Annotated in this window: 15 protein-coding genes; 4 read left to right on the forward strand and 11 right to left on the reverse strand. The window is 62.0% G+C overall.

The features are described 5' to 3' along the window. Positions 1-51: 51 nt before the first annotated feature. From HHL26_RS13020 to HHL26_RS13050, 7 genes are all read right to left on the reverse strand, one after another. Positions 52-318 carry a hypothetical protein gene (locus HHL26_RS13020; protein WP_066555659.1) on the reverse strand — a complete coding sequence of 89 codons (267 nt, stop codon included), beginning with the start codon at positions 316-318 and terminating at the stop codon, positions 52-54. Positions 319-393: 75 nt separating this feature from the next. Further along, a complete protein-coding gene (gene msrA, locus HHL26_RS13025) occupies positions 394-927 on the reverse strand; it encodes a peptide-methionine (S)-S-oxide reductase MsrA (RefSeq protein ID WP_066561489.1) in 534 nt (177 codons plus the stop codon). 57 nt (positions 928-984) lie between these two features. Beyond that, positions 985-2,691: a long-chain fatty acid--CoA ligase gene (locus HHL26_RS13030; RefSeq protein WP_066555657.1), complete on the reverse strand. Its 1,707-nt coding sequence runs from the start codon at positions 2,689-2,691 to the stop codon at positions 985-987. A 139-nt stretch (positions 2,692-2,830) separates the two neighbouring features. After that, positions 2,831-3,514: a DUF1013 domain-containing protein gene (locus HHL26_RS13035; RefSeq protein WP_066555655.1), complete on the reverse strand. Its 684-nt coding sequence runs from the start codon at positions 3,512-3,514 to the stop codon at positions 2,831-2,833. Between the two features lie 125 nt (positions 3,515-3,639). Further along, a complete protein-coding gene (locus HHL26_RS13040) occupies positions 3,640-4,668 on the reverse strand; it encodes a glycosyltransferase family 1 protein (protein WP_066555653.1) in 1,029 nt (342 codons plus the stop codon). A gap of 29 nt (positions 4,669-4,697) precedes the next feature. Next, positions 4,698-5,561, reverse strand: a complete 864-nt coding sequence (locus tag HHL26_RS13045; protein ID WP_066555651.1) for a UDP-2,3-diacylglucosamine diphosphatase — start codon at positions 5,559-5,561, stop codon at positions 4,698-4,700. A gap of 155 nt (positions 5,562-5,716) precedes the next feature. Then, on the reverse strand, positions 5,717-6,736 hold the full coding sequence (locus tag HHL26_RS13050; RefSeq protein ID WP_066555649.1) for an NAD(P)H-quinone oxidoreductase: 1,020 nt from the start codon (positions 6,734-6,736) through the stop codon (positions 5,717-5,719). A 96-nt stretch (positions 6,737-6,832) separates the two neighbouring features. On the opposite strand from HHL26_RS13050, the gene HHL26_RS13055 reads away from it, so the two are divergent. The 3 genes from HHL26_RS13055 to HHL26_RS13065 all read left to right on the forward strand — a co-directional run bounded on the left by HHL26_RS13055 (position 6,833) and on the right by HHL26_RS13065 (position 10,366). Then, on the forward strand, positions 6,833-7,030 hold the full coding sequence (locus HHL26_RS13055) for a DUF1192 domain-containing protein (RefSeq protein ID WP_082748472.1): 198 nt from the start codon (positions 6,833-6,835) through the stop codon (positions 7,028-7,030). A gap of 157 nt (positions 7,031-7,187) precedes the next feature. Beyond that, positions 7,188-9,506, forward strand: a complete 2,319-nt coding sequence (gene clpA / locus HHL26_RS13060; protein WP_066555647.1) for an ATP-dependent Clp protease ATP-binding subunit ClpA — start codon at positions 7,188-7,190, stop codon at positions 9,504-9,506. A gap of 227 nt (positions 9,507-9,733) precedes the next feature. Continuing rightward, positions 9,734-10,366 carry a glutathione S-transferase gene (locus HHL26_RS13065; protein WP_066555645.1) on the forward strand — a complete coding sequence of 211 codons (633 nt, stop codon included), beginning with the start codon at positions 9,734-9,736 and terminating at the stop codon, positions 10,364-10,366. A 58-nt stretch (positions 10,367-10,424) separates the two neighbouring features. Here the strand turns inward: HHL26_RS13065 and HHL26_RS13070 are convergent, their stop codons facing one another. Continuing rightward, on the reverse strand, positions 10,425-11,162 hold the full coding sequence (locus tag HHL26_RS13070; protein WP_066555643.1) for a Bax inhibitor-1/YccA family protein: 738 nt from the start codon (positions 11,160-11,162) through the stop codon (positions 10,425-10,427). 120 nt (positions 11,163-11,282) lie between these two features. Here HHL26_RS13070 and thpR point away from each other — a divergent pair, with 120 nt between their 5' ends. Then, entirely contained in the window at positions 11,283-11,828 is a 546-nt protein-coding gene (gene thpR / locus HHL26_RS13075; RefSeq protein WP_066555641.1) for an RNA 2',3'-cyclic phosphodiesterase, read from the forward strand. 138 nt (positions 11,829-11,966) lie between these two features. On the opposite strand, the gene HHL26_RS13080 is transcribed toward thpR, so the two are convergent. The 3 genes from HHL26_RS13080 to HHL26_RS13090 form a co-directional block, all read right to left on the reverse strand. Next, entirely contained in the window at positions 11,967-12,518 is a 552-nt protein-coding gene (locus HHL26_RS13080; RefSeq protein ID WP_066561487.1) for a superoxide dismutase family protein, read from the reverse strand. Between the two features lie 227 nt (positions 12,519-12,745). Continuing rightward, entirely contained in the window at positions 12,746-13,822 is a 1,077-nt protein-coding gene (locus tag HHL26_RS13085; protein WP_066555639.1) for an OmpA family protein, read from the reverse strand. 200 nt (positions 13,823-14,022) lie between these two features. Continuing rightward, positions 14,023-14,526, reverse strand: coding sequence for a DUF2793 domain-containing protein (locus HHL26_RS13090; RefSeq protein WP_066555635.1), 504 nt, complete (start codon positions 14,524-14,526; stop codon positions 14,023-14,025). Between the last annotated feature and the right edge of the window lie 14 nt (positions 14,527-14,540).

Here is a 14,540-nt window from a genome sequence, read left to right on the forward strand (position 1 = left end):
TTCCTACGCAGGCAGGAACACGGCCCTTCTCACGGCAAGGTAACTACCGCCCTACCCGCAATTATCGTAGCCCGCATCGCGGCATTCGCGGCGGCGACGCTCTTCCTCTTTCTTCCGTTCACGGGCTTCGCGCGCTTCCTGCTTGCGCATCTTGCGGCCGTAATTGCGGTCGGCTTCTTCCTGGCTGGTGGTGCTCCAGTCGACCACCTGACTGCCCGCGCGCACCGGTGCCGTCACGATATTGGCCGCCGTCCGCGCGATGCAGCCCGGCAGGAGCAGCAACAAAGCCGGCGCGGCCATCAATCCGATCTTGTTCATATATCTTCCCCGGCTTGTCTTCCTCGCCAGCTTAGAGACGCTGGCGGCAAGGGCAAGCCGTGGGCGACGAACGGTTCAGGCTTCGATACGTTCGGCAAAGCCCTTGCGCAGCTTGGCCAGCTTGGGCGGGATCACCGCCATGCAATAGGGATTCCGATCCCCCACCCGTTCCCAATATTTCTGGTGATAATCCTCCGCCGGATACCAGGGAGCGTCGGGTTCGATGGCCGTGACGATCGGATTCGTCTGATCCGCCTGGGCGCGCTCGATGCCCATCTTCGCTTCCGCCGCCTGTTCGGGCGAATGGGGGAAGATGGCCGAGCGATATTGCGTGCCGATGTCATTGCCCTGACGGTTGAGCGTCGTCGGGTCATGGGTCGCGAAGAAAATGTCCAGCAGGTCGCCATAGCCGATGACCGTGGGATCATAGGTGATGCGGATCGCCTCGGCATGGCCGGTGGCGCCCGAACAGACCTGTTCATAGCTCGGGTTGGGCAGCGCGCCGCCGATATAGCCGCTTTCCACGGCCTTCACGCCCTTCAGATTCTGATACACCGCCTCTGTGCACCAGAAGCAGCCGCCAGCCAGAGTTGCGATTTCTTCGGCCATGTTTGCGTCCTTGTCCTTGCCCAACTGTCCTTGCGTCGACCGCACAGATAGGAAGGATCAGCCCGCGGTTCCAGTCTGCGGCGTTGCCGCTTCCGCCTTGGCACGCTCTTCGGCCACCAGTTCCTTGCGGGACAGCTTGCCGACCAGCGTCTTGGGCAGGTTGAGGCGCACCTCCACCTCGCATACCTTCTCATGCTTGCCCAATTGCGGGTTCAGCCACTCCTTGAGCGCGGCGCCGTCGATGCCAAAGCCCTCCTGCAAGGTGACGAAGGCCTTCGGGCACTCGCCGCGATAATGGTCGGGAATGCCGATCACCAGCGCTTCCTTGACCGCCGGATGGTGGTAGAGAATCTTCTCGACCTCGCTGGGAAAGACCTTGAACCCGCCCACGGCGATCATGTCCTTCAACCGGTCGACGATCTTCACATAGCCGTCCTCGTCGATCAACCCGACATCGCCGGTGCGCAGCCAGCCGTCGACGAACACCTCCAGATCGGCGTCAGGCCGCTGCCAATAGCCCTTCATGATCTGCGGCCCGGCAAAGACCAGCTCGCCCGGTTCACCTTCGGGCGGCGGACGGGTCGGGTCCTCGCGGTCGACCAGCTTGACGCGGGTGCCGGGGACCGGCTGCCCCACGGTGCCGGACTTGTTGAGCCCCTCATAGGGGTTGGAGCAGACGACCGGGCTGCTTTCGGTGAGGCCATAGCCTTCGACCAGCTTGCTGTGGGTCATCGCCTCGAACCGCTGCTTGACCTCCAGCGGCAAGGGCGCGCCGCCGGAAATGCACAGGCGCAGGGAGGAAAAGTCGATATTGGGCGTGGCAGGATGATCCAGCAGCGCCTGGTACATGGTCGGCACACCGGGCAGCGACGTCGCCTTGGTCCGCTGGATCGCGGCCAGCACCTGCGTGCCCTCGAAGCGCGGCAGCATCACCATCTCGCCGCCGTTCAGCACCGTGCGGTTGAGGACGCAGGTGTTGGCGAAGACGTGGAAGAAGGGCAGCACCGCCAATATGCGGTCGGGCGCCTCGGGATGCGGGTCGATCAAGCGGACCTGCCGCGCATTGGCGGTGAGGTTCTGATGGGTCAGCATCGCGCCCTTAGGCCGGCCTGTGGTGCCGCCGGTATATTGCAGCAGGGCGATGTCCTGTTCCGGGTCGATCGCGACCGGCGTGGGGTTCTCGCCATGGCGCAGCAGGTCGGCATAATGAGTAATGCGCGGGTCGTGCGGGACCGTGGCGGTCTCCTTGCGCTTGAACAGGCGGAACAGCACCGATTTGGCGGGTGGCAGGACTTCCGCGACGCAGCCGACGACCAGTCGCTCAAGGCTGCTATTGTCCAGCACTTTCAGCGCCGTGGGCAGCAGCGCCTTGGCCGACAGGGTAAAGAGGATGTTGGTGCCGCTGTCCTCGACCTGATGTTCCAGTTCGGCGGCGGTGTAGAGAGGGGAGTAATTGACGACCGTCGCCCCGGCCATCATCGCGCCATAATAGGCCGCGACATAATGGGGGACATTGGGCAGATAGAGCCCGACCCGATCGCCCTTCCGGACGCCCAGATCCTGCAATCCCCTGGCGATCCGCCGGATGATATGGAACATCGCGTCATAGGTCGTCTTGCGACCCATGAAATCGATCATCACCGCATCCGGCTTGGCCGTGGCGCTGTTCGCCACCATGTCCACCATCGACAAGGGCGGGAATGTCTGTTCCCAGGCGGAGGGGTGATTATAGCGGGTTTTCCAGATATTTTCGCTGCTCTCCATTTGTACAGGTGTAAGTTACGCCTTCCCTTTACGCAAGCGTCAAGCACGACAAAAAGGGCCGCGCCTTGCGGTCAAGGCGCGGCCCTTTTGCATGAGCATCCGGTCGTCACTCCACCTCTGGCGGAATGACGTTACGGCATCAAATGTGACCCTTATTGTCGCTGAACGGATCGAGGATCTTCGCGGCGCCCGAAATGAAATCGGACTCGCTCTTGAGCGCCTCTTCCGCGCGGCGGGTGGCGTCCTCGCGCTCACGGCGCAGTTCGTTGATCAACGCCTCGCGGTCGCCGTCCAGACGCGAATCGGTGGGCGCTTCGATGCCCGCCTTCTTCGCCGCCTTCGTCACCAGCGCGTCCAGTTCCCGCTGCGAGCAGAGACCGAGCGTCACCGGGTCCTTGGGCACGATGTTGGAGATGTTCCAATGCGTGCGGTCGCGGATCGCGGCGATGGTGGTGCGGGTGGTGCCGATCAGCTTGCCGATCGCGCCGTCCGAAATTTCGGGGTGGTTGCGCAAGATCCAGGCGATGCCATCGGGCTTATCCTGGCGCTTGCTGACGGGGGTGTAGCGCGGCCCCTTGGTCCGGCGGACCGGCTCCGGGCCTTTGAGCATCTTGAGCCGATAGTCCGGATTGGACTCGCCCTTGTGGATTTCCTCCATCGTGATTTCATGGGCGCGGACCGGATCGCGGCCGGTATATTTGGTGCCTGCGGTATCGTCGGCAATCGCCTGCACTTCCAGGATGTGCAGCCCGCAAAACTCCGCAATCTGGTCGAAGCTCAGCGCGGTGTTGTCGACCAGCCAACTGGCTGTCGCATGGGGCATGAGAGGCTGGGACACGGGAATTCTCCGGCATAAAACGGCGCTTAAAAACGATAAGGGCCGCCCAAGCAGGGCGGCCACGCCCGACCTGAGATAGTGCATCCCGCCCCGCCGGGCAAGGAAAAGCGTCAGGCGGCGCTGTCGAGCGCCTGGGGATCGATATTGTGCAGGCCGGTCAGAAATTCCTGCGCGCTGCGTTCCCAGCTAAAGCTCCGGCCATAGGCGGCGCAGATTTCGCGGTCGCAGAGGAGCGCGGCGGCGATGGCATGCTCCAGCCGGTCGGACAATGCGCCGGTTTCCGGGGTGACGATGTCGACAGGGCCGGTGACGGGATAGGCCGCCACCGGCGTGCCGCAAGCCAGCGCCTCGATCATGACCAGGCCGAAAGTATCGGTGCGGCTGGGAAAGACGAAGACATCGGCACCGGCATAAGCGCCGGCCAGATCGGTGCCGAACATCGGCCCCAGAAAATGCGCCTGCGGATAAGCTTTTTCCAGCATGGCGCGGGCCGGGCCGTCACCCACCACGACCTTGGTGCCGGGATGCTCGCTGGCGAGGAAGGCTTCCAGATTCTTCTCGATCGCGACCCGCCCGACATAGAGCTGGATCGGACGCGGCAGGTCGGCAAAGGCGGCGGGCGGCGTCGCTTGTGGCGTGAAGGCGGCAAGGTCCACTCCCCGGCCCCAGGCGCGCACCTGTGCCAGCCCATGGGCGCGGAGTTGCTGCCGCACCGAACGGGTCGACACCAGCACCGCTTCGGCAGGGCCATGAAACCAGCGGATATAGCGCCAGAACCAGGCTGCGGGCAGGCCGGTACGCTGCGCCACATAGTCTGGGAAATGCGTGTGATAGGCGGTGGTGAAGCGGATGCCGCTGCGCAGGCACCAGCGCCGGGCCGCAAGGCAGAGCGGACCTTCAGTCGCCAGATGGATCGCATCGGGACGAAAGGCCGCGATCATCTGGCCCATAATGGTCGACCGGACGAAGGCCAGACGGATTTCCGGATAGGTCGGACAAGGAATGGAGCCAAAGAGATCGGGCGAGATCACCTTCACCTCATGCCCCATCTTTTCCAGTTCCGCCTGCATGGTCTGGAGGGTCCGGACAACGCCGTTCACCTGCGGGCTCCAGGCGTCGGTAATGATGATGATACGCATGGGGGGTGGGCGCATCGGCTCTCCTCCCGTCAGGCTGCGATCCGCGAGGGTTCTTCGGCGGTGCGCCTGGCGATCTCGTCGGCCCAGTGCAGCACTTCCATCCGGCCGTCGAAATGCTCGACCAAAGCGGTGCAGCCTTCCACCCAATCGCCGTCATTATAATATTCGACGCCGGCGATCTCGCGGATTTCGGCATTGTGGATATGGCCGCAGACCACCCCGTCGACGCCGCGCGATCCGGCTTCATGCGCCACCACTTCCTCGAAGCGGGAGATGAACTCGACAGCGTTCTTGACCTTGTGCTTGGCCATCTTGCTGAGCGACCAATAGGGCAGGCCCATGCGCTGACGCACCGCGTTCACAATGATATTGACGCGCATCAACATGGTATAGGCGGCATCACCGATGAAGGCGAGCCAGCGGTGCGCGAGCATGATCGTGTCGAATTCATCACCGTGCAGGACCAGCAGCTTGCGGCCATCAACCGTCTCATGGATCGCCTTGCGCCGGATTTCGACGCCGCCGAAGCTGAGGCCGGTGAACTGGCGGAACATCTCGTCATGATTGCCGGGGATGTAGATGACGCGAGTGCCGCGCTTGGCGCGCTTCATCACGCGCCACACCACGTCATTATGCGCGGCGGGCCAGTAGAAGCGCCTTTTAAGCCGCCAACCGTCGATGATGTCACCCACCAGATACATGGTGTCGCTATCGACGCTGTCGAGGAAGTCGATCAGCATCTTCGCGTTGCAGCCGCGCGTGCCGAGGTGAATGTCCGAAATCCAGATCGTGCGATAGCGGCGACGCTTCCCTTCCCGTTCGGGAATGGCGAACTTGTCGTCGGCGCCATCGTCCAACTCCGCCAGGAAAGGCAGGCGTGTGATGACGTTCATGATACGACCCCTGAGCAGTTTCTCTCAGGAGCGAATCCATAGCCGGTCTATGTTACAACTCCGCAGCGAATGTGACGGAAATGCTACGGTTTTGGCCAAAAATGGACGTTTGATAATATCGTCATCCCAGCGAAAGACAGACCCTCCGCCACCCGTCAAACCGTCAACACGATCTTCCCGAAATGGTCGCCCGCATCCATGCGCCCATGGGCCTTTGCAGCTTCCACCAGGGGAAAGCGGCTGTCTATCGCAGGCCGCAACTTGCCCTGTTCGATGAAGGTCCACACCACCCGCATCAGCTCATCCGCCACCAGGCTCTTGAACGCCACCGATCGCGGCCGCAGCGTCGATCCCGTCAGGGTCAGCCGCTTGCTCATGATCGTGGGAATGAAGACTTCCGTTTTGGCCCCGCTCATCACGGCGATGGATACATGGCGCCCATCTTCGGCCAGGCACTGGATATTGCGCGGAACATAGGCGCCGCCAACCATGTCCAGGACCGCCTGCACCCCCTGCCCGCCAGTGATCCGCTTGACCTCCTCGACATAGTCCTGGGTGCGGTAATTGATCGCATGATCCGCGCCCCAGCCCTTGGCCTGTTCGCATTTTTCATCGCTGCCGCAGGTCACGATGATGGCAATGTCGAACAGCTTGCAGAGCGTGATCGCCATGGTGCCGATACCGCTGGCGCCGCCATGGACCAGCACGATGTCACCCTCGACCACATAGGCGCGCTCGAACAGGTTGCTCCACACGGTGAACAGCGTCTCCGGCAGTGCCGCCGCCTCCACCAGATCATAATCGTCCGGCACGGGCAGGCATTGGCCCGCCGGCGCGACCGCATATTCAGCATAGCCCCCGCCCGGCAGCAGAGCGCAGACCCGGCGGCCGACAAGCTGCCCGGCGCTCCCGCCCGCAGCGACAATCACGCCCGAAACCTCCAGCCCCGGAATGTCCGAAGCGCCCGGCGGCGGCGGATATTTGCCCTGGCGCTGCATCACGTCCGGGCGATTGATCCCGGCCGCCGCGACCTTGATCAGCACTTCATCGGGACCAGGCACGGGAACCGGCCGCCGCTCTGGCGCCAGCGCATCCGGCCCGCCCGGAACCTTTATGCCGATCGCCGTCATTTCGCTCGGCACTGTTTCGTTCGGCCCTGGGCCTTCGATAGCCATTGCTGCCCCCGCGGCAAATGTTGCACCGCACCTAAATCGACGGGCGGAATGAAGGCCTTATTGACAGACTGGTCCGCAGGGTCAACATTGCACGACATGGACATGGATAACGATCTGCCGAGAAAGGCTGATGATCCGCTGGCCCAACTGCTCCGACAGGATCTGGGCCCACTTTCCGTGGCCGATCTGGAAGCGCGCATCATAGCGCTGGAGGGCGAAATCGCCCGAATCCAATCAAAGATTGAAAGCGCCGTTAACCACAAAGCAAGTGCTGAGGCGTTATTCAAGCGATGAACCCGCGCCCCGCCCTCTGCGGCCTTGCCAAAGGCTCCACCGGGCACGGGCAGTCTGGCAATTCCGGTGGTCGAGATGCCCATCTTGATCCGCCGTCGAGCAATGCCGACATATGGTTCAAGTACAGCCCCTCTTTGGGGTCAGGAGTATAAAAGACATGCCATCTTTCGCACCCGCCCTTGAAACCACCCTGCATAATGCGCTGACCCACGCTTCAGAGCGTCGTCACGAATATGCGACGCTGGAGCATCTGCTGCTCGCGCTGATCGACGATGAACATGCGTCGAAGGTGATGCAGGCCTGCGGCGTGGAACTTGGCGAGTTGAGCGACGCCGTGACGCAATATCTCGACTCCGAACTGGACAGCCTGAAGGTCGAAGGGGCCAGCGACCCCTCCCCCACCAGCGGCTTCCAGCGGGTGGTCCAGCGCGCGATCCTGCACGTCCAATCCTCCGGCAAAGATGAAGTGACGGGCGCAAACGTCCTCGTCGCGCTCTTTTCCGAGCGGGAAAGCTATGCCGTATACTTCCTCCAGCAGCAGGACATGAGCCGCCTGGATGCGGTCAGCTACATCAGCCACGGCGTCGGCAAGGGCACGGCCATCCCTGAGCAGCGCGAGACCAAGGGCGCTCAGGAAGAGGAAAAGAAGGTGCAGGACAGCAAGGGCAAGAAGGACAGTGCCTTGGAGCAGTTCACCGTCAACCTCAATGAAAAGGCGGCGCGGGGCAAGGTTGACCCGCTGATCGGCCGCGCATCCGAAGTCGACCGGACGATCCAGATCCTCTGCCGGCGGTCGAAGAACAACCCGCTTTATGTGGGCGATCCGGGCGTGGGCAAGACTGCCATCGCGGAAGGTCTGGCACGCAAGATCGTCGAGGGCGAGGTTCCCGATGTCCTGAAGGAAGCGGTGATCTACTCGCTCGACATGGGCGCGCTGCTGGCCGGCACCCGCTATCGCGGCGATTTCGAGGAACGGCTGAAGGCAGTCGTGACCGAGCTGGAAAAAATGCCGCATGCGGTCCTCTTCATCGATGAGATCCACACCGTCATCGGCGCGGGCGCTACCTCTGGCGGCGCGATGGATGCATCGAACCTGCTGAAGCCCGCACTGTCGGGCGGCACGATCCGCTGCATCGGTTCGACCACCTACAAGGAGTTCCGCAACCATTTCGAGAAGGACCGCGCTCTGTTGCGCCGGTTCCAGAAGATCGACGTCAACGAACCCACGATCGAGGACACGATCAAGATTCTCGCCGGGCTGCGCAGCGCCTTCGAGGAGCATCACAACGTCAAATACACCCCCGACGCGATCAAGGCGGCAGTGGAACTGTCGGCGCGCTACATCAATGATCGCAAGCTGCCCGACAAGGCGATCGACGTGATCGACGAGGTCGGCGCAATGCAGATGCTGGTCGTGCCCAGCAAGCGCAAGAAGACGATCACCCCCAAGGAGATCGAGCAGGTCATCGCGACCATGGCCCGCATCCCTCCCAAGACCGTGTCGGCGGACGACAAATCGGTGCTGGAAACGCTCGACACGGATTTGAAGCGCGTCGTCTTCGGCCAGAACCGGGCAATCGAAGTCCTGTCCAGCGCGATCAAGCTGTCACGGGCGGGCCTGCGCGATCCGGACAAGCCGATCGGCAACTATCTCTTCTCCGGCCCTACCGGCGTCGGCAAGACGGAGGTCGCGCGTCAGCTCGCCCATCTGCTCGGCATCCCGCTCCAGCGGTTCGACATGTCGGAATATATGGAACGGCACTCGGTCAGCCGCCTGATCGGCGCGCCTCCGGGCTATGTCGGTTATGACCAGGGCGGCCTGCTGACCGATGCGGTCGACCAGAATCCGCACTGCGTACTGCTGCTCGATGAGGTCGAAAAGGCTCACCCTGACCTGTTCAACATATTGTTGCAGGTGATGGACAATGGCCGCCTGACCGATCACCATGGCAAGTCGGTGGATTTTCGCAACACCATCCTCATCATGACCACCAATGCCGGTGCATCGGACATGGCGAAGGAGAGCATCGGCTTTGGCGAGTTCACCCGCGAGGATGTGCAGGAAGATGCGGTGAAGAAGCTCTTCACCCCCGAATTCCGCAACCGCCTCGATGCGATCGTGCCCTTCGGCTATCTGCCACCGGAAATCGTGGCGCGGGTCATCGACAAGTTCGTGCTCCAGCTCGAACTGCAACTGGCCGACCGCGACGTCCACATCACCCTGGACGACGAGGCCAAGGCCTGGCTCACCAAGCGCGGCTATGACAAGCTCTACGGCGCGCGTCCGATGGGCCGCCTGATGCAGGAGAAGATCAAGCAGCCGCTGGCCGAGGAACTGCTGTTCGGTAAGCTCGTCCATGGCGGCGAGGTCCATGTCCGGTTGAAGGACGACGCCCTCGCCTTCGAAATCACCCCGGCGGCTCCCAAAAAGGGCAAGAAGGGTAGCAAGGCGAAGCCTGCGGAATCCACGAAATAAGCCTGGCGCATCCAGCGGTAACGAATGATCAAGGGCGGCCCATAGCATAGGGTCGCCCTTGTCATATGAGGCTACTGGACGGACCGGGATGGCCTGATCCAGACCAAGACTATCCTGATCTTCGGCCCTCTCCAGTTCCGTGAACCCTTCATGCCCACGCAAAAGCTTTGCGGATCATTCCCCAAAGGGCACAAAAGGCGTCAGAGGCCAATAGCGGGAGAGTCGTGATGCCAAATGCAATCACCTTCTACACCAACCCCATGTCGCGCGGGCAGATCGTCCGCTGGATGCTGGAGGAAGTCGGCCAGCCTTATGAAATGGTGGTGCTGGACTATGGCGAGAACGGCATGAAGTCCGCCAATTATCTAGCGATCAACCCGATGGGCAAGGTTCCGGCCATCGTCCATGCCGGCAAGGTGGTGACGGAATGCGCCGCCATCTGCGCCTATCTGGCGGACGCTTTCCCCGCCGCGGGCCTTGCGCCCTCCACCGATGACCGTGCCGACTATTATCGCTGGCTCTTCTTTGCGGCGGGGCCGGTCGAGGCCGCCATCACCAATAAGGCACTCGGCTTTGTCGTTCCCGAAGACCGCGAGCGCATGGCGGGCTATGGCACATTCGACCACACGATCGATGCCCTGGAAAGCGCCGTTTCCGGCCCGGCCTGGATTTGCGGCGATCAGTTCACCGCCGCCGACGTCTATGTCGGCGCGCAGGTCGATTGGGGTCTCAGCTTCGGCACGATCCCCAGCCGTCCGCCCTTCGAAGCCTATGCCGCCCGCCTGCGGGAACGCCCGGCCTATAAGCGACAGAAGGAACTGGACAACGCCCTGATCGCGGAAATGCAGAAGCCCGCCTGAAGCAAAAGGCCCGGCGGATCGCTGCGCCGGGCCTTTTCCTGTCTTGGCAAGACTGTCTTCAGTTGCGCTGACTGCCCATGAAGCGCAGCAGGAACAGGAACATGTTGATGAAGTCGAGATAAAGGTTCAGCGCCCCCATCACCACCGACTTGCCCATCATGTCCGTACCCGCGACATAGGCATAGATGCTCTTGATCTTCTGCGTGTCATAAGCCGTCAGGCCCGCGAACAGCAGTACGCCGATGAAGCTGATCACCAGATTCATCGCGCTCGACCGGAAGAACAGGTTGATGAGGCTGGCGACCAGCAGACCGACGACACCCATGATGAGGAAAGTGCCGAGACCCGAAAGGTCACGCTTCGTCGTATAACCCCAGAGGCTGAGGCCCGCAAAAGCCGCCGCCGTCGCGAAGAAGGTCTGCGCGACCGAGGTGCCGGTATAGACGAGCAGGATGGACGAGAGCGACAGCCCCATCACCGCGGCATAGGCCCAGAACATCGCCTGCATCGCGAAAGTCGACAAGCGGTTGATGCCAAAGCTCATGGTCATCACGAACAGCAATGGCGCAAACATGATGACATATTTCAGGATACCGGGCCCAGCCAGGATCTGATAGGCAAGACCGCTCGACGCGAACAGCATCGCGACCAGACCGGTCAGCAGCACGCCGCTCGCCATATAATTGTAGACCGACAGCATATAACTACGCAGGCCAGCGTCGAACGCCTCCCCGCGCGCAATGGTCGTGCCGCCAAAACCCGCAACGTCGGAACGCGGATCGGACCAATTGGCCATGAGATAATCTCCTTCACCGGCATCAGTGCGGCCGGCCCCCTCATTATCGGCTCATCGCGCCCTCAATTCAAGCACAGAGCGCAACCTGACTTATCGCGGCAGAACAGCTATAGGAAGATCATGCATCGCCTGTTCGTCGCCATCCGCCCGCCAGCCGATATCCGCAACGGACTGCTCGCCCTGATGAGCGGCATCATGGATGCGCGCTGGCAAGATGACGACCAGTTGCACATCACCCTGCGCTTCGTGGGCGAAGTGGACCGCCACCGGACCAATGATCTTATCGACGCGCTCGGCAATATCCGCTTTTCACCGTTCGAGATCGCCCTTGGCGGCATCGGCTGTTTCGACCGCAAGGGCCAGGTCCATACACTCTGGGCAGGCGTACAGCCACGTGATGCTCTCGCCCAGCTTCATCAGAAGGTCGACCGTGTCTGTGTCAATACCGGCCTCTCACCGGACAATCGAAGCTATTTCCCTCATGTCACGCTGGCCCGCTTCGGTCGGACAGCCGGTTCCATGGAGGCGTTCATGGCCCTCCATGCCGCTTTTGCAAGCGCGCCCTTCACCGTCGATGCATTCGCCCTGTATGAAAGCCATCTCGGCCAGGCAGGTTCGACCTATCATGTGATCGAACGCTATCGGGCCGATATTCAGACGCCGTAGGGCCAATCGACATTCAACCGATCCCGGACGGAGTCCCTTCGCCTCCTTCCAGCCTGCAAAGCAGTGAATCAAGGCGCGTGACCCGCTTCAATGTCTACGCCTCAGCGGGCGCGACATTCAGCCGCGCCCCCGCATAGGTTATCCCGTCGACCATATGCCGCAAGCAACGCGCCCACCGGCATTGCCCGCAGGATCGGTCTTGTTGTCATCGGCCTGCGCATGGATGACGACCGCCGCGCCATCGCTATCCAGCAGAGGCGTTGCTCCCCCACTGATGGTTCCGCCCGGAATGACATATTCCATTTCGCCCGCGCCATCCGCGCCAGCAATCATGTTGGGCATATCGCCCATATGCATGCCATCCGGATTATCCTTCCCATGCTTATGTCCTGTCGGATTCCAATGACCACCCGCACTTGCAAAGTCGGGCGGCGTACAGGCTCCGATGGTATGGACATGCACGGCATGCATGCCCGGCGTCAGCCCTTGCGCGTGCACGACGACATGCAGGCCATCTGCTGCCTGCGTCACCATAGCCTCACCCCGCGCGGAACCATCCGCCGCGAGCAGCTTCGCGTGGGCCATCGGCGCAGCAGCATCAGCGGCAGGCGCCTTCGCGGACGAACCAGTAACGCAGCCCGACACCAGGACAGCCATCGGCAATGCCCAGAGGATTGCGGCAATTTTCATGATGAACAAACTCCCGAGAAGAATGCTGCGAAGCGAACGCCGCATGACGGCTTTTTGTTGCCCAAGCGATCCAAAATGTCACCCGCTTTCCGACTTTTGGGCTGGATAAACCAGTCGCAAATCAGCCGGAACAGCGACCCAGCCATATAAATGAGAGCCGCATAGAAAAAGGGGCCGGTCTTCCGACCAGCCCCTCAATCCTCTTCCATCCCGAAGGACGGAAAATCTTACTGACCCGAACCCGGACCGTAGGTGATTTCCACGCGACGGTTCTGCAGTTCGCGAACGCCGTCGGCGGTTTCGACGCGGGGGTTCGATTCACCGAACGCCTGGGTCGTGATCACGCCATCGGGGATGCCCTTCGACGAGATGTAAGCCTTAACGGCGTCAGCACGACGCTGCGACAGGCCGACGTTGTACGAGGCCGAACCCGAACGGTCCGCATAGCCCGCCAGCATGACCTGGGCGCTGCCGCAGTTGCTGTAGGCCGAAACCGCGTTGTCCAGAATGGTGGCGGCGTCAGGCGTGATGTCCGACTTGTCCCATTCGAAGAAGACGATGTACGGCCCAGGGCTGCACTCGGCCACCGGCGGCGGAGGCGGAGGCGGCGGGGGAGGCGGGGGAGGCGGCGGCGGGGGAGGCGGCGGCGGAGCAGCCGGTTCACCACCGAAGTTGTAGGTCAGACCCAGCAGCAGGCTGTGGGTGCGCAGCTTGGTGTCAACCGACGAACCGGCGGGGCCACCGATGGTGGTGTAGGCCGGAACCAGCTTGATATCGTCCTGGTTGAAGAAGCGATACTTCAGCGAGACGTCGACATGGTTGGTCAGCGGATAGCGAACGCCCGCGATCGCCTGCCAGGCGAAGCCGGTGTCAGAATCGTTGACAGTGTCATTGGCCAGCTTGCCGCGCGACACGCCGACACCGCCGCCGACGAAGCCCTGCAGGCCGTCATCGGGACCGAAGTCCAGCAAACCGTTCAGCATGAACGACAGGGCCGAAGCCGCGCCGCCGAAGCCGCTCTTGTCCAGATCGACCTTGGCGCGCTTGTAAGCGGCCTCGGCTTCCAGACGGAAACCGCCGAAGTCATAGCCGATATTGGCATCGCCATCCCAGCCCTTGTGGTAGTCCACACCGGCAAGCGTGTTGCTGGCGGCACCGCCATTACCGGGGGTGAAAGTGATGTCCTGATCTTCGACGAGCACAACGCCGGAGTCGATACCGACATACCAGCTATTGTCACGCGCCAGAGCCGGGGTGGCCAAGGCGCTGGTCGCAAGCACAGCCGCGAGGGCAAGCTTCCGCATCTGAATTCCCCTTTCAAAATTGTCACGAAGGACTGCTGAAACCCTGTATCGGCTAGAAAGTTTCATGGCAAGTCCACAATTGGTAAAACTGTTGCAAAAATAACGCAGTGAGCGCCGTTACCCCTCCTGCAAAGCTAATTCGCAAGCGCTTTCTGGTAAAAGGCGGACACACCAAAGTCACGATCCGATCAGCCCCTCTATCAGAGCCCGATCAAACCATGCGCCCGCAACGCGCCCAGAATTGCCGCGAGGGCGGACCGGGCTTCCGCATCGACAGTCGCACCTCCCGATGGATCGGTTATCGCTGCCGCCTGCGCTCCCACGACCCGCGCGCCACCGATGTAAAATCCATCCCCCCGCACGCCGGAATCATGCCAGTCCACGCCGTCATGCTGCATGACGTGCCCCCTGTCCACGACCCATAGCGAAAGCCCCACACGCGGAGCGGCAAAGCGCCACCCCCCATCGGTCCAGCAGGCCAAGGCTCCGTCCTGCCCTTCCCAAGCCCCGGAAGCACCCGCCGTCACGATCCAGCAGGCACCGACCGCGGGCGAAGCCGGCGGCACGTCCTCATCGGCGCTTTCCACCGCGCCATGCAGCAGCATGTCGATCCGGGTCAGCGCCTCATTATGGAAAATTTCCTTTTGCGCCTGCCCGGCAAAAAGCTGGGGCAAGGCCCAACGGAAGGTCGAGTCCATCGTCATGATTCGATTGTCCT

It is taken from the genome of Sphingobium sp. TB-6, from assembly GCF_012927365.1.
GTDB lineage: Bacteria > Pseudomonadota > Alphaproteobacteria > Sphingomonadales > Sphingomonadaceae > Sphingobium.

Coding starts and splice junctions, on each gene's coding strand:
- thpR (WP_066555641.1), top strand. CDS start 11,283: ATGCATCGCCTGTTCGTCGCCATCCGCCCGCCAGCCGATATCCGCAAC.
- HHL26_RS13090 (WP_066555635.1), bottom strand. CDS start 14,526: ATGACGATGGACTCGACCTTCCGTTGGGCCTTGCCCCAGCTTTTTGCC.
- HHL26_RS13080 (WP_066561487.1), bottom strand. CDS start 12,518: ATGAAAATTGCCGCAATCCTCTGGGCATTGCCGATGGCTGTCCTGGTG.
- msrA (WP_066561489.1), bottom strand. CDS start 927: ATGGCCGAAGAAATCGCAACTCTGGCTGGCGGCTGCTTCTGGTGCACA.
- HHL26_RS13065 (WP_066555645.1), top strand. CDS start 9,734: ATGCCAAATGCAATCACCTTCTACACCAACCCCATGTCGCGCGGGCAG.
- HHL26_RS13035 (WP_066555655.1), bottom strand. CDS start 3,514: ATGCCCCATGCGACAGCCAGTTGGCTGGTCGACAACACCGCGCTGAGC.
- HHL26_RS13070 (WP_066555643.1), bottom strand. CDS start 11,162: ATGGCCAATTGGTCCGATCCGCGTTCCGACGTTGCGGGTTTTGGCGGC.
- HHL26_RS13085 (WP_066555639.1), bottom strand. CDS start 13,822: ATGCGGAAGCTTGCCCTCGCGGCTGTGCTTGCGACCAGCGCCTTGGCC.
- HHL26_RS13055 (WP_082748472.1), top strand. CDS start 6,833: ATGGACATGGATAACGATCTGCCGAGAAAGGCTGATGATCCGCTGGCC.
- HHL26_RS13020 (WP_066555659.1), bottom strand. CDS start 318: ATGAACAAGATCGGATTGATGGCCGCGCCGGCTTTGTTGCTGCTCCTG.
- HHL26_RS13030 (WP_066555657.1), bottom strand. CDS start 2,691: ATGGAGAGCAGCGAAAATATCTGGAAAACCCGCTATAATCACCCCTCC.
- HHL26_RS13050 (WP_066555649.1), bottom strand. CDS start 6,736: ATGGCTATCGAAGGCCCAGGGCCGAACGAAACAGTGCCGAGCGAAATG.
- HHL26_RS13045 (WP_066555651.1), bottom strand. CDS start 5,561: ATGAACGTCATCACACGCCTGCCTTTCCTGGCGGAGTTGGACGATGGC.
- clpA (WP_066555647.1), top strand. CDS start 7,188: ATGCCATCTTTCGCACCCGCCCTTGAAACCACCCTGCATAATGCGCTG.
- HHL26_RS13040 (WP_066555653.1), bottom strand. CDS start 4,668: ATGCGTATCATCATCATTACCGACGCCTGGAGCCCGCAGGTGAACGGC.